Source organism: Acidovorax sp., from assembly GCF_034519795.1.
Lineage (GTDB): Bacteria > Pseudomonadota > Gammaproteobacteria > Burkholderiales > Burkholderiaceae_C > Acidovorax.
This window is the reverse complement of sequence record NZ_JAXHOB010000032.1, coordinates 59,742-73,408: the sequence shown is the minus strand read 5'-3', so window position 1 is coordinate 73,408 and position 13,667 is coordinate 59,742. Positions and strand designations below refer to the sequence as shown.

The window sequence follows — 13,667 nt, the reverse complement described above, 5'->3', positions numbered from 1 at the left end:
CGGCGACGAGTTCCTCGACCCTCTGCTGCAGATGCTTGGCAGGCGGATTATATAAATAGGATTGATTTGCATTACTTTGAAGACCGATGGGTCGGAGGGAGATGCCTGACCCGGGCGATGCCAAGGTGTCTGCAGAGGTCATGAAGATGCCTCCAGGCAGTCACATCAGTGTCATTTGTGCTTCGTACGCTGCACGGGTTTCCCCACAGACAAACCAAGGACTGTCATGACACAACGTGCAGACGCGCCCCAGGCGGCCGTCGATTTCAACAACGAAGACTCCAATACTTCCGCCAACCCCACCTTTGAGGCGGTGCTCAGCGCACGCCTGAGCCGCCGCGGCATGCTGCGCGGCAGCGTGGGCACCGTGGGTGCCACGGTGCTGGGCAGCTTGGGTATGACCGCTTGTGGTGGGAGTGATGATGAGCCCGCCAAGCTGGGCTTCGGTGCCGTCGCCAAGAGCCTGGCCGACGTGGTCAGCGTCCCCGCAGGCTACACGGCCAGCGTGCTGTATGCACTGGGCGACCCTATCCTCGCCGGCGCTTCGGCCTACAAGAACGACGGAACCGACACCGATTTCGACAAGCGCGGCGGTGACCACCACGATGGCATGGAATGGTTTGGCCTGAGTGCAGACGGCAAGCGCTCGGACAATGCCACCGATCGCGGCCTGCTGGCCATCAACCACGAAGCGACGACGGATGAAAGGCTCTCCTCCTTCTTCATCCATGCCAACGGCGGCACTTCCACCCTGCCGCGCCCTGCGTCCGAAGTGGACAAGGAAGTGGCCCTGCACGGCATCGCCGTGATCGAAGTGGCACGCATGGCCGGCAAGTGGGCGTATTCGACCAATTCGGCACTCAATTTCCGCCTGACGCCGCTGAGCGCGATGGAAATCTCCGGCCCTGCCCGTGGCAGCGCCGACCTGGTGACCAAGTACTCGCCGACCGGAACCATGACCCGTGGCACGCTGAACAACTGCGGCACCGGCAAGACCCCTTGGGGCACCTTCCTGACGGGCGAGGAAAACTGGTTCGGCTATTTCACGCGCGATGCGGCCGACGACGCCGCACGCGGCAACGACAAGAGCGTCGCATCGCTCAAACGCTACGGCCGCACACAAGGCGCTGCATCGCGCCATGGCTGGGAAACGGGTGGCTCGGCCGACCAGTACCAGCGCTGGAACAACAGCAAGACCGGCAGCTCTGCCAACGGCAGCGACGACTACCGCAATGAGATGAACGGCATGGGCTACATCGTCGAGATCGACGCCTATGACAAGTCCCGCATGGCCAAGAAGCGCACCGGCCTGGGCCGCTTCGCGCACGAGAGCGCTGCGTTCGGCCAGGTGACGGCAGGCCAGCCGCTGACGGTTTATATGGGTGACGACTCGCGCGGCGAATACATCTACAAGTTCGTCTCCACCGCGCTGTGGAATGCGGCCGATGCCAATGCGGCTGACCGTCTGGCCGTGGGCGACAAGTACCTGGACAGCGGCAAGCTGTACGTGGCCAAGTTCAACAGCGATGGCACGGGCCAGTGGGTTGAACTGACGGTGGCCAACAGCGCCATTGCCAACTATTCCGCCTTCCGCTTCACCAACGCCGCCGAAATCGCCGTCCACACCCGCCTGGCTGCCGACGCCGTGGGTGCGACCAAGATGGACCGCCCCGAGTGGAACGCCGTGAACCCCGTCAACGGTGAAATCTACTTCACGCTGACCAACAACAGCAACCGCCGCCTCGAACCTTCGGGCAGCTCGCAGATGGGCCTGGACGCAGCCAACCCCCGCGCCTACACGGACATGAAGGGCACGGCGCGACAGGATGGCAACTCGCATGGCCATGTGGTGCGCATGAAGGACGGCACCTCCAGCTTCACGTGGGACGTGTACCTGTTCGGCGCCGAAGCCGGCGCGGACAAGGCGCTGGTCAACCTGTCGTCGCTGACCGACGACCAGGACTTCTCCAGCCCCGATGGCCTGGCTTTCAGCAAGTCCACCGGCATCTGCTGGATCCAGACCGATGACGGCGCCTACACCGATGTGACCAACTGCATGATGCTGGCCGCAGTGCCTGGCCAGGTGGGCGATGGCGGCAAGAAGACCCTGGCCTACACCAAGGCCGACGGCAGCAAGGTGGATGTGTCCACCTATGTGGGCAAGACGCCTACCCCTGAGACGCTCAAGCGCTTCCTGGTGGGCCCCAAGGGCTGCGAGATCACGGGCCTGGCCGAAACGCCGGACGGCAAGACCATTTTCGTGAACATCCAGCACCCCGGCGAAGGGACCGCGATGGCCAACGTCACGGATCCGACCAAGTACCAGAGCCAGTGGCCTTCCAATGCCGGTTATGGCGCTGGCAAGCGTCCCCGCTCGGCCACCATCGTGATCACCAAGAACGACGGTGGCGTGATCGGCAGCTAAAGCGCTTCAGCGCAAGACGGGAAGGGGTTGCGAAACCCCTTTCGTGCAGCCGCCTGGCTGTCTCCGCAGGGGGACGCCAGGCGGCTTTTTTTCGCCAGGAGCTTCTGGGCCGTGGAGTGTTCCTGGGCGCAGGATCGGGCAGGCAGGGCGCGTCAGAGGCTGGGAGTTTTGGCGTGCAAGGCGGTCACGGATGAAAGGCTTTCTGCCTCTCAGTAGTCGGAGCCGTACGGCGACGGTGGCCGCGCACGCGATGTGGGTCCGGGGGGCGGGGGCGGGGGCGGTGCTGGGGTAGGGGTAGGGGTTGCTGGCGCGCTGCCGCCAGGCGCTGCGGGGTAGGTGATCTGCCCGCTGCCATCCTTGCTGCCCTTGTGCCCGGCGATCTGCCAGGCCGTGCGCTGGTCCACGAGCTTCGCCAGGAACTCCAGTTCCTCGTCCGTGTGGTTGATGGCGCCGGCCGGTGTCAGCAGGCGCCCGTTGCGCGGCGCCACCTCGGCCCAGAAGGCCTGGTGGTAGGACGCCTGGCTGACGACGGATTCGCCGCCAGCCGCAATGTCCACCGTGCCGTAGCAGTTGCAGAAGTAGCTGCGAAAGTCCTGTTCGGGGAAGACCTCGGCATACACCCCTGTGCCGCGGATGCCGGCCGTGGCCGTGGGCATGACCACCTGGCGCTCGCTGCCGCGGCCCCAGACGCTGGCCACGGCGCCCGTCAGCAGGCGCAGCACCTTCACCGCCGTGGGGGTGTCGCCTTCGAGCGACATGCGCGTGTTCTGGCGCACCATGAAGGCGTCCTTGCCGACGGTGAAGACCACGGTGGAGCCCGGCCCGGTCTCGATCCGGTCACCGGGCGCGATGGCTTCGCCCGCCGCCAGGGCCTGGCCGTTGCGGCGCACGTCGCCGCGCATCTCCACCACGTTGCGGCCCTGCTGCGCGTGCGCCGCAGTGAACCCGCCAGCGGCCGTCCAGGCCGCGGCCGCCTGCAACAGGCTGCGCCTGTGGTACCAGACGATTTCGTCCTCAGTGCGGCCCTGGAGCTGGTGCTGGCTGTTCGTCATGGGATTCCTCCGATGAGGGTTTGGCAGGCGGTTCGAAGCAATCGCGGAAGGTGAACACGATGGAGGTGAAGAACATCGCAGCCAGCATCATGGCCGTGCCGACCATGATGCCGCTCGCGGCCGCACCCAGCCCGGCCAGGGCAATCAGGCCCGAGGCCAGGGCCACGACCACGCCGGCCATCAGGAACACGCCCATCCAGCCCAGGCCGAACACGAAGAAGGCACCGAAGTTGCGCACGCAGGCCACCAGGCTGAAGAACAGGGCCTTCACGGGAGGAATGCCGTGCCAGTGCACCAGGCCGGGCGCATGCCAGAAGGTCAGCGACAGCGGCAGGTACAGCAGCATCGACAGCCACATGGCGGCCTGGAAGCTGCCGCTTTCGGCCACTTCGCGCTTGAGCGGCGTGCCGCCCAGGTAAACGCCGGCGAACTGGCCGCCGTCGATCAGTGCCGAGAGCCCCATGATGGAGAGAAAGCCCACGGCGTACAGGGCGCCCAGCACCAGCATGTCGCGCAGGCGCTGCTGGCCGGTGCGAAACGCCACCAGCAGCACGGCGGGTGTGGGAAAGCGCCCCATCGTGGTTTCGGCGGCCGCCACCATCATGGCCAGCGTGGCCGAAGGCAGCAGGGCCAGCGCGATCGCCGGGCCCACCAGGGGCACCAGGCTGGCCAGCGACATGGCGGCCATGGTCATGAAGAACAACGCCGCCAGCGCCATGGGTTGGCGCCAGAACGACCGGATGCCGAGCTTGACCCAGGCGATGCCGGTGCGGGCGGGGACGATGTTGAGTTTCATGGGAACGGAGGGCGGCTCAGGAAAGCGGCCCGTGCGGTCGGGCCTGGCGAATGGGCGGGGAGACAGTGCCTAATTTACCCCAGCGCACCATGGCCGGGGCCGCATGGGGGCATGCGAAAGTGCCCCAGGGCGTGACATTCCTCGCGGAATACCGGTTCAGGTGCGTTTTCGGGAGGCTCAGCCGGCATGCACGGGCTGCGCAATGCGCCCGCGCAGCACGCGCTCGAAGTGGGTCGGGTCGTGCGGGGTCAGCATGGAGGCCTCGCGCGGCAGGTAGAAATCCCACAGCCGCGAGATCCAGAAGCGCAGGGCGCCGGCGCGCAGCAGGGCCGGCAGCAGTTCGCGCTCGGCGGCGGTGAGCGGGCGCACGGCCTGGTAGGCATCGAGCATGCGCCGGGCGCGCTCGGGGTCGTGGGCGCCCGTGGGCAGGTCGATGCACCAGTCGTTCAGGCACACGGCCAGGTCGAACAGCCAGGTATCGACACCGGCAAAGTAGAAGTCGAAGAAGCCCGTGAGCTCTTCGCCATCGAACATCACGTTGTCGCGGAACAGGTCGGCATGCACCGGCCCGGTAGGCAGGGCGGCGTAGGCCGAGGAGGCCGCCACATGGTTCTGGTAGGCCAGTTCCGAGCGCAGCAGCGCCGTCTGGCCGGCATCGAGGTGCGGCAGCACCACGGGCACGGTCTCGTTCCACCAGGGCAGGCCGCGCAGGTTGGGCTGGTGGCGGTCGTAGCCACGGCCTGCCAGGTGCATGCGCGCCAGCATGTTGCCCACGGCGGCGCAATGCACCGGGCCGGGGGCCAACTGGCTCTTGCCGCGCAGCTTGCTCACCACGGCGGCCGGCTTGCCGCACACGCTGTGCAGAATGTCGCCGTTGCCGTCGGCGCGCGGGTCGGGCACGGGCACGCCGCCGTGCGCCAGGTGCTTCATCAGGTGCAGGTAGAACGGCAACTGCCCGGCCGTCAGGCGCTCGAACAGCGTCAGAACGAACTCGCCCTGGTCGCTGGTCAGGAAATAGTTGGTGTTCTCGATGCCGCCTTCGATGCCGCGCAGCGCCACCAGCTTGCCGAGGTTCAGGAGGCGCAGCAGATCGCGCGCCTCTTCATTGGAGACTTCAGTGAAAACGGCCATCGCTCAGCAGGGGGAATGCGGAAAAATCCGGAGGAAAAAGCGGGAGCAGGGGGCGCAGCACCCCCGGCCAGGCATCAGAATTTCAGGACGTTCCAGACCCGGGGGCCGGTATTGGTCTCGGCGCCGTTGAGGGCGCCGGTGCGGCCGCGCGCGCCGTCGGGCGACTGCACTTCGTAGCTGGGCATGTTGCCGGTCTTGGGCTGCACGTTGATGCTCTGCGTCTGGCCGCCCACGCGCAGCTCGTCGACGCGGCTGCCCGCGTCCTCGATCTGGATGCGTTCGGTGCGCTGGTTGGTGCGACCGGACAGGGACTCGGGCGTGGTGAGCGCCTCGCCTTGCCGGGGGGCGCCCGCAGGGGCATTCTGGCCAGGGGTCTGGGCCAGTACGGGGCCGCAGGCCAGGGCCAGCAGCAAGGGGAGGTGAACAGCGCGCATGGCCCGATTGTAGAGCGCACCGCACAGGGGCGCTGTGCAGGCTTTGGCCGTGCACAATGGCTCCCCATGAGCAATAAAAAGACCCTGGTGCTGGTGGACGGCTCCAGCTACCTGTACCGCGCCTACCATGCCATGCCCGACCTGCGGGCCGTGCCCGGCGACCCCACGAGCGCGGCCACGGGCGCCATCCGCGGCATGATCAACATGATGCAGGCCCTGCGCAAGGAGGTGCATGCCGACTATGCGGCCTGCATCTTCGACGCCAGCGGCCCCACTTTCCGCGACGAGATCTACCCCGAGTACAAGGCGCAGCGCGCGCCCATGCCCGACGACCTGCGCGCGCAGATCGACCCGATCCACGAGGTGGTGCGCATGCTCGGCTGGACGGTGCTGGCGATTCCCGGCGTGGAGGCCGACGACGTGATCGGCACCCTGGCCGTGACCGCTGCCAGCCAGGGCATCGACGTCGTGGTCTCCAGCGGCGACAAGGACCTGTCGCAACTGGTGGACGAGCACATCACCATCATCGACACCATGAACGGCAAGCGCCGCGATGTGGCCGGCGTGACGGCCGAGTTCGGCGTGCCGCCGCACCTGATGGTGGATTACCAGACCCTGGTGGGCGACACCGTGGACAACGTGCCCGGCGTGCCCAAGGTGGGCCCCAAGACGGCCGCCAAGTGGCTCATGGAATACGGCTCGCTGGCCGAGCTGGTGGCGCGCGCCCATGAGATCAAGGGCGTGGCCGGCGAAAACCTGCGCAACACGCTCGACTGGCTGCCCACCGGGCGCAAGCTGGTCACCATCCGCACCGATTGCGACCTGGTCGAGCACATCGTGGGCCTGCCCGCGCTCGATGCCATCGTGATCGGCGAGCAGCAGGTCGATGGCCTGCGCGAGTTCTACGAAAAGTACGGCTTCAAGGGCCTGGCGCGGGCCCTCGGGGGGGCTGCCGCCGAGCCTGCTGCCGAGCCCACGCCCGCTGCCCGCAAGAAGGCCGGTGACACCGACACCGCCGACCTGTTCGCCGAGCCTGCGGAAGGTGGGGCAGATGGCGCCCCGGCTGCGGTGGAAAAGCCCGCCCGCAATGGGCGCTACGAGACCATTCTGACCTGGGACCAGTTCGACCGCTGGCTGGCCACCCTGCACGTGGCGCCGCTGACGGCGCTGGACACCGAGACCACCTCGCTCGACGAGATGCGCGCCGAGATCGTGGGCATCAGCTTCAGCGTGGAGCCGGGCGCGGCCGCCTACATCCCGCTGCGCCACGAGGGGCCCGACGCTCCGGCGCAACTGCCCTTCGACGAGGTGCTGGCACGCCTGAAGCCCTGGCTGCAGGACCCGCGCCACCCGAAGCTGGGCCAGCACATCAAGTACGACCGCCATGTGTTCGCCAACCACGGCATCGAGGTGCAGGGCTACGCGCACGACACCATGCTGCAAAGCTACGTGCTCGAAGTGCACAAGCCCCATGGCCTGGCCAGCCTGGCCGACCGCCACCTGGGGCGCAGCGGCATCAGCTACGAAGACCTGTGCGGCAAGGGCGTGCACCAGATTCCGTTCGCGCAGGTCGACGTGGCCAAGGCCGCCGAATACTCGTGCGAGGACTCCGACCAGACCCTGGACGTGCACAAGGCCCTGTGGCCGCTGCTCGAAGCCAACGACAAGCTGCGCTTCGTCTACGACCTGGAGATGGCCAGCAGCGAGGCCCTGTACCGCATCGAGCGCAACGGCGTGCTGATCGATGCACCCACGCTGGCCAACCAGAGCCATGAGCTGGGCCAGCGCATCGTGCAGCTCGAAACCGAGGCCTACGAGATCGCGGGCCAGCCCTTCAACCTGAGCAGCCCCAAGCAGCTCGGCGAAATCTTCTTCGACAAGCTGGGCATGCCCGTGGTCAAGAAGACCGCCACCGGCGCGCGCAGCACCGACGAAGAGGTGCTCGAAAAGCTTGCCGAAGACTACCCGCTGCCGGCCAAGCTGCTGGAGCACCGCAGCCTGGTCAAGCTCAAGGGCACCTACACCGACAAGCTGGCCCAACTCGCGCTGCCGCGCACGGGGCGGGTGCACACCCACTATGCGCAGGCCGTGGCCGTCACCGGGCGCCTGTCGAGCAACGACCCGAACCTGCAGAACATCCCCATCCGCACGCCCGAAGGCCGGCGCGTGCGCGAGGCCTTCGTGGCGCCTGCGGGCAGCGTGATCGCCAGCGCCGACTACTCGCAGATCGAGCTGCGCATCATGGCCCACATCAGCGGAGACCACTCGCTGCTGCATGCCTTCCATGCCGGGCTGGACGTGCACCGCGCCACCGCCGCCGAAGTGTTCGGCGTGGCGGTGGACCAGGTCACCAGCGAGCAGCGCCGCTATGCCAAGGTCATCAACTTCGGGCTCATCTACGGCATGAGCAGCTTCGGCCTGGCCAAGAACTTGGGGATAGAGACCAAGGCCGCAGCCGCCTACATCGACAAGTATTTCCAGCGCTACCCCGGCGTCAAACAGTACATGGACGAGACCAAGGCCGCCGCCAAGTCCATGGGCTATGTGGAGACGGTGTTCGGCCGGCGCCTGTACCTGCCCGAGATCAACTCGCCCAACGGCCCGCGCCGCAGCGGCGCCGAGCGCGCGGCCATCAACGCCCCGATGCAGGGCACGGCGGCCGACCTGATCAAGCTGGCCATGGTGGCCGTGCAGAAGGAGCTGGACGCACACAAGCCGCAGGTCAAGATGATCATGCAGGTGCACGATGAACTGGTGTTCGAGCTGCCCGAGGGCGAGGTGGACTGGGTGCGCAGCCACATCCCGCGCCTGATGGCCGAGGTGGCGGCACTCAAGGTGCCGTTGCTGGCCGAGGTCGGCGTAGGCCCCAACTGGGACAAGGCGCACTGAAAAGCCGCGGCGCTGGCGCATTCATTGCAAGGTAAAGAGGCATGCGCCTTCGCCACATTGAAGTCTTCAACGCCGTGATGCTCACCGGCAGCGTGAGCGCTGCCGCGCGGCTCATCAACGTCACCCAGCCTGCGGTGAGCCGCATCCTGGCGCATGCCGAGCTGCAGCTCGGGTTCGCGCTGTTCCACCGGCTCAAGGGCCGGCTGGTGCCGACCACCGAGGCACAGACGCTGTACCCGCACATCGAGCGCCTGTTTGCCCAGCTCGACGACGTGCAGCGCCTGGCGGCCAGCCTCAAGGGCGACCGGCGCGAGGGGGCGCTGCACATCCTGACCGTGCTGGCGCTGAGCTACGAGGTGCTGCCGCGCGCGCTGCGCAGCTTCCGAGCGCTGCATCCGGACGTGGACGTGGCCATCGACGCCCTGCACTCGCCGCAGATCGTCTCGGCCCTGGTGCTGCAGGAGGCGGATGTGGGCTTCGTCTTCAGCTCCATCGCCCACCCCTCGCTGAGCCAGGAGCACATCGCCGACGGCTACATGGTCTGTGTGGCGCCCAAGGGCATGCTGGACCCGGCGCTGGTGCACGCCGGCAGCGTGCACCTCACCGACCTGGCGGAAACCCCCGTGGTGCGCCTGGATGTGCGCGACCCCATCGGCACCGTGATGGGCCATGCCTGCCGCGAGGCCGGCGTGGGGCTGCGCACGGCCATCACGGTGCAGACCTACCATGCGGCGCTGGCCCTGGCACAGCACGGCCATGCGGTGGCGCTGGTCGATGCCTGCACGGCCGCCTCGGCCGACCGCAGCCAGGTCGACGTGCTGGCCCTGGCGCCGCACATCCCCGTGCCCATCCAGTCGCTGCGCACCGTCAACCGGCCGGCCTCGCTGCTGGCCAGCGCCATGGCCGCCTGCATGCGCCAGGCCGTGGCCGAGACCATGGCCAGCAAGGGCCTGCCCAGTCCCAGGCCCTGAGGACAGGTTCCGATCGTCGGGGGCGGGCGGCGCCCCCATAACTTTCCGGCATGGCCTACCCGGAGAAATGAATTGTTCAAAGCGGCGCTGAATTTCTACAGTGCGTCCACGCCCTGCGTTTGTGCATTTCTCTCCATCCCATCCCACCTGTCCCTGAAGGAAATTCCATGCAACTGTCCGCCGTCTCCCGTGCCGCCCTGCTGTCCACCAGCCTGCTGGCCGGCTCCATCGCCAGTGCCGACACGCTCAAGAAGATCGCCGACACCGGCAAGATCACGCTGGCCTACCGCGAATCGTCCGTGCCCTTCAGCTACCTGGCAGGCACCGGCCAGCCGGTGGGCTTTGCCGTGGAGATCTCGAACGCCGTGGCCGACGCCGTGAAGAAGCGCCTGAACAACCCGGCCATTAAGGTCGAGCTGCAGCCCGTGACCTCGCTCAACCGCATCCCGCTGGTGCAGAACGGCACGGTGGACCTGGAATGCGGCTCCACCACCAACAACAGCGTGCGCGGCAAGGACGTGCAGTTCGCCACCAACTACTTCTACACCGGCACGCGCCTCTTGACCAAGAAGAGCTCGGGCATCAAGGGCTTTGGCGACCTGGCCAAGCGCAAGATCTCCACCACCTCGGGCACCACCAACGCCCAGGTGGTGCGCAAGTACGACCGCGACAACAAGCTCGACATGGAAGTGCTGATGGGCAAGGACCACGAGGATTCGCTGCTGCTGGTGGACACCGGCCGGGCCGAGGCCTTCGCCATGGACGACATCCTGCTCTACGGCCTCATGGCCAACGCGCGCAACCCGGCCGAGTGGGACGTGGTGGGCGAGGCGCTGCAGGTCGAGCCCTATGCCTGCATGCTGCGCAAGGACGACCCGCAGTTCCAGGCCCTGGTCAACGGCGTCATCGGCGCCATGATGAAGTCCGGCGAGTTCGAGAAACTTTACACCAAGTGGTTCATGTCGCCCATCGCGCCACGCGGCCAGAACCTCAGGCTGCCCATGGGCAAGGAGTTGCGCGACAACCTCACGGCCCAGAGCGACAAGCCGGCCCTCTGAAGGGAGCCACCGAGCATGTTGGCAAGCCATCGCCCCGCCACGCAGACGGTGGGCATCCTGGGCGGCATGGGGCCGGCTGCGGGCGCGGATTTCGCGCGCCTGTTCGTGCAGGCCTGCGGCGAGCGCATGGCGCAGTTGGGCATTCCCGTGCACGACCAGGCCTACCCCGAGCACTGGCTGGCACAGGTGCCCATTCCCGACCGCACGAATGCCCTGGGCGACACGCGCCTGGGCGCGCACCAGCCCGCCGAGCCCATGCTGCAGGCTACCGGCCGCCTGGCGGCGCTGGGCGCCCGCGCCGTCGCCATTGCCTGCAATACCGCCCATGCCTGGCATGGTTTGCTGCAGCAGCGCTTTCCGCAGTTGGTGGTGCTGCATGGCGTGCAGGAGGTGGTGGCCGGCCTCGCTGCGCGCCAGGTGCGCAGCGTGGGCCTGCTGGCCACGCGCGGCGCCTATGACGCCGGGCTGTACCAGGGCGAGCTGGAGCGCGTGGGCATCGCCTGCTGCCTGCCGACCCTGGCCGAACGCGAACAGCTCATGCAGGGCATCTACGACGGGGTCAAGGCCGGCGACTATGCCCTGGCACGCCAGCGCTTCGGGGCGGTGGCGCTCGCGCTGCAGCAGCGCCATGGCATCGGCACCCTGGTCATGGGCTGCACCGAGATACCGCTGGCGCTGGAGGAGGGGCCGGCGCTGCCCGGCCTGGCGCTGGTCAACCCCTCGGCCGTGCTGGCGGCGGCGCTGGCGCGGCAGGCCTATCTGGAGGCGGTGCAGGTGCCGTGAATGCCCGGCGGCCGTCGTGCAATGACAGACGGGTGGCACCGTCTTTTGGAACGCACTGGCAGCGCCCACCCAAACCGCCTAGACTGCGCGCTCGCCTTGTCCCATTTACCTTTGGAGATCGACGATGCTGAGCGATGACCACCGACTGGATACCGAGGCCCTGGTGCCCGGCCGCACCACCGAAGCCGGCGCCACGCGCCGCCTGGCTCTGCAGACGGCCCTGGGCCTGGGCTATGCCGCCGCAGCCACGCCGCTGATGGCGCAGACGGCCATCGCCACCCCGGCCGACGGCCTGACGGCGGGCGAGGTCAGCTTCACCGTGGGCGGCTTCAAGGTGCCCGCCTACCGCGCCGCGCCTGCCGGCAAGACCGGCCTGCCCGTGGTGCTGGTGATCCAGGAGATCTTTGGCGTGCACGAGTACATCGCCGACACCTGCCGCCGTTTCGCCAAGGCCGGCTACCTGGCCATCGCCCCGCAGCTCTATGCGCGCCAGGGCGATGCCTCCAAGTACACCGAGGCCGCCAAGCTCATGGCCGAGCTGGTGTCCAAGGTGCCCGATGCGCAGGTGATGGCCGACCTCGACGGCGCCGTGGCCTGGGCCACGGCCAACGGCGGCGACGCGGCACGCATCGGCATCACCGGCTTTTGCTGGGGTGGCCGCATCACCTGGCTGTACGCAGCGCATGGCCCGGTCAAGGCCGGCGTGGCCTGGTACGGCCGCCTCGTGGGCCAGGCCAGCGACCTCACGCCCAAGCACCCCGTGGACATCGCGCCCATCCTCAAGGCGCCGGTGCTCGGCCTGTACGGCGAAAAAGACACCGGTATCCCCCTTGACACGATTGATAAGATGAAAGCAGCCCTGGCCGGTGGCACTGCCGCCGCCAAGGCTTCGGAATTCGTGGTGTACCCCGACGCGCCGCATGCCTTCCACGCCGACTACCGCCCCAGCTACCGCAAGGAAGCGGCCGATGATGGCTGGAAGCGGGCGCTGGCCTGGTTCAAGGCAAATGGCGTCGTCTGACCGGCCGCTCTCCTACAATCAGCCGCCCCTGCATTCAAGGGGCGGCTTTTTTTGAGCCCGTGGTGCCACCCGATTGACACAAGAATCAATCCCTATCGCTCAATGGACGGGCACGTAAAGCTATGACTCTGATAGCAATCATTTTGGCCACCCTGGCTGCCGGCATCGGCAGCGTGTGGCTGGCCGCGCTGCTGATGCGCCTGGGGCTTGGGGGCCGCAGCGACAGCGTGGGTCCCCAGCACCTCTTGAGCCTGGCGGCCGGCGCGCTGCTGGCCACGGCCTTCATGCACCTCTTGCCCGAGGCGTTCGAGAGCCAGGCCGGAGCGCACGATCTGTTTGCCACGCTGCTGATCGGCGTGGTGTTCTTCTTCCTGCTGGACAAGGCGGAGCTCTGGCACCATGGCCATGAGCACAGCCATGCGGCCCCCGAGCCGGCCCCGCACGGGCACGCAGAGCACGAGCACGGCCATGGGCACCACCACCACGACCACGGCGCCCCCCGCACCGGCGGCTGGGCCGTGCTCACGGGCGACAGCGTGCACTGTTTTGGTGACGGCATCCTGATCGCATCGGCCTTCATGGCCGACATCCGGCTGGGCATGATCGCCGCCGTCTCGGTGCTTGCGCACGAGGTGCCGCACCACATGGGCGACCTGGTGGTGCTGCGCCAGACCAGCCCGAACCGGCGCATGGCGCTGGTCAAGGTGTCGCTGGCGGGCGCCGTCACGGCACTGGGCGGCATCGTCGGCTACTACCTCGTGGGGCAACTGCAGGACCTGCTGCCCTACTTCCTGGCCGTGGCGTCGAGCAGTTTCATCTACGTCGCCCTGGCCGACCTGATTCCCCAACTGCAAAAGCGCCTGTCTGCGCGCGAAACCGTGGCGCAGATCGCCTGGCTGATTGCCGGCATGGTCATCGTCACCCTCGTCAGCGGCGCGGCCCATGCGCATTAGAGAGGCACCCCCTGAGTCGCTTCGCGCCTTCCCCCTCTCTCTCCTCGCTGCGCGAGTCGGGAGGGGGGCGCTCCCAGCGCGGCGAGGCGGCCCTTGCGCGGGAGCACTGGCCTGGGCTGTGGCACTTCAACGGCTGCGAACGGTGGCTGGCGAG

At 67.7% G+C, this 13,667-nt stretch carries 11 protein-coding genes; 7 read left to right on the top strand and 4 right to left on the bottom strand.

The window, feature by feature from the left end; genetic code table 11:
- Positions 1–226 precede the first annotated feature (226 nt).
- Positions 227–2,425, top strand: coding sequence for a PhoX family phosphatase (locus U5N23_RS31920; RefSeq protein WP_322596686.1), 2,199 nt, complete (start codon positions 227–229; stop codon positions 2,423–2,425).
- A 209-nt stretch (positions 2,426–2,634) separates the two neighbouring features.
- Here the strand turns inward: U5N23_RS31920 and U5N23_RS31915 are convergent, their stop codons facing one another.
- From U5N23_RS31915 to U5N23_RS31900, 4 genes are all read right to left on the bottom strand, one after another.
- Positions 2,635–3,477 (bottom strand): iron dicitrate transport regulator FecR, encoded by an 843-nt coding sequence (locus tag U5N23_RS31915; protein WP_322596685.1) that lies wholly within the window; start codon positions 3,475–3,477, stop codon positions 2,635–2,637.
- Positions 3,440–4,273: a BPSS1780 family membrane protein gene (locus U5N23_RS31910; protein ID WP_322596684.1), complete on the bottom strand. Its 834-nt coding sequence runs from the start codon at positions 4,271–4,273 to the stop codon at positions 3,440–3,442. The genes U5N23_RS31915 and U5N23_RS31910 overlap by 38 nt, the downstream gene beginning before the upstream one ends.
- Before the next feature lie 177 nt (positions 4,274–4,450).
- Complete coding sequence (locus U5N23_RS31905) at positions 4,451–5,404, bottom strand: homoserine kinase (RefSeq protein WP_322596683.1); 954 nt, start codon at positions 5,402–5,404, stop codon at positions 4,451–4,453.
- A 74-nt stretch (positions 5,405–5,478) separates the two neighbouring features.
- Complete coding sequence (locus tag U5N23_RS31900; protein ID WP_322596682.1) at positions 5,479–5,838, bottom strand: hypothetical protein; 360 nt, start codon at positions 5,836–5,838, stop codon at positions 5,479–5,481.
- A gap of 66 nt (positions 5,839–5,904) precedes the next feature.
- Here U5N23_RS31900 and polA point away from each other — a divergent pair, with 66 nt between their 5' ends.
- The 6 genes from polA to U5N23_RS31870 all read left to right on the top strand — a co-directional run bounded on the left by polA (position 5,905) and on the right by U5N23_RS31870 (position 13,513).
- Complete coding sequence (gene polA / locus U5N23_RS31895; protein WP_322596681.1) at positions 5,905–8,727, top strand: DNA polymerase I; 2,823 nt, start codon at positions 5,905–5,907, stop codon at positions 8,725–8,727.
- A 41-nt stretch (positions 8,728–8,768) separates the two neighbouring features.
- Positions 8,769–9,698: a LysR family transcriptional regulator gene (locus tag U5N23_RS31890; RefSeq protein ID WP_322596680.1), complete on the top strand. Its 930-nt coding sequence runs from the start codon at positions 8,769–8,771 to the stop codon at positions 9,696–9,698.
- 167 nt (positions 9,699–9,865) lie between these two features.
- A complete protein-coding gene (locus tag U5N23_RS31885) occupies positions 9,866–10,756 on the top strand; it encodes an amino acid ABC transporter substrate-binding protein (protein WP_322596679.1) in 891 nt (296 codons plus the stop codon).
- Positions 10,757–10,771: 15 nt separating this feature from the next.
- Positions 10,772–11,539 (top strand): aspartate/glutamate racemase family protein, encoded by a 768-nt coding sequence (locus tag U5N23_RS31880; protein WP_322596678.1) that lies wholly within the window; start codon positions 10,772–10,774, stop codon positions 11,537–11,539.
- Between the two features lie 124 nt (positions 11,540–11,663).
- Positions 11,664–12,560 (top strand): dienelactone hydrolase family protein, encoded by an 897-nt coding sequence (locus U5N23_RS31875; RefSeq protein ID WP_322596677.1) that lies wholly within the window; start codon positions 11,664–11,666, stop codon positions 12,558–12,560.
- A 122-nt stretch (positions 12,561–12,682) separates the two neighbouring features.
- Positions 12,683–13,513: a ZIP family metal transporter gene (locus tag U5N23_RS31870; protein ID WP_322596676.1), complete on the top strand. Its 831-nt coding sequence runs from the start codon at positions 12,683–12,685 to the stop codon at positions 13,511–13,513.
- Positions 13,514–13,667 lie beyond the last annotated feature (154 nt).

Excerpts from the sequence above, each read along its gene's own strand:
- polA (WP_322596681.1), top strand. The coding sequence starts at position 5,905 with ATGAGCAATAAAAAGACCCTGGTGCTGGTGGACGGCTCCAGCTACCTG.
- U5N23_RS31905 (WP_322596683.1), bottom strand. The coding sequence starts at position 5,404 with ATGGCCGTTTTCACTGAAGTCTCCAATGAAGAGGCGCGCGATCTGCTG.
- U5N23_RS31900 (WP_322596682.1), bottom strand. The coding sequence starts at position 5,838 with ATGCGCGCTGTTCACCTCCCCTTGCTGCTGGCCCTGGCCTGCGGCCCC.
- U5N23_RS31890 (WP_322596680.1), top strand. The coding sequence starts at position 8,769 with ATGCGCCTTCGCCACATTGAAGTCTTCAACGCCGTGATGCTCACCGGC.
- U5N23_RS31910 (WP_322596684.1), bottom strand. The coding sequence starts at position 4,273 with ATGAAACTCAACATCGTCCCCGCCCGCACCGGCATCGCCTGGGTCAAG.
- U5N23_RS31920 (WP_322596686.1), top strand. The coding sequence starts at position 227 with ATGACACAACGTGCAGACGCGCCCCAGGCGGCCGTCGATTTCAACAAC.
- U5N23_RS31870 (WP_322596676.1), top strand. The coding sequence starts at position 12,683 with ATGACTCTGATAGCAATCATTTTGGCCACCCTGGCTGCCGGCATCGGC.
- U5N23_RS31880 (WP_322596678.1), top strand. The coding sequence starts at position 10,772 with ATGTTGGCAAGCCATCGCCCCGCCACGCAGACGGTGGGCATCCTGGGC.
- U5N23_RS31885 (WP_322596679.1), top strand. The coding sequence starts at position 9,866 with ATGCAACTGTCCGCCGTCTCCCGTGCCGCCCTGCTGTCCACCAGCCTG.
- U5N23_RS31875 (WP_322596677.1), top strand. The coding sequence starts at position 11,664 with ATGCTGAGCGATGACCACCGACTGGATACCGAGGCCCTGGTGCCCGGC.
- U5N23_RS31915 (WP_322596685.1), bottom strand. The coding sequence starts at position 3,477 with ATGACGAACAGCCAGCACCAGCTCCAGGGCCGCACTGAGGACGAAATC.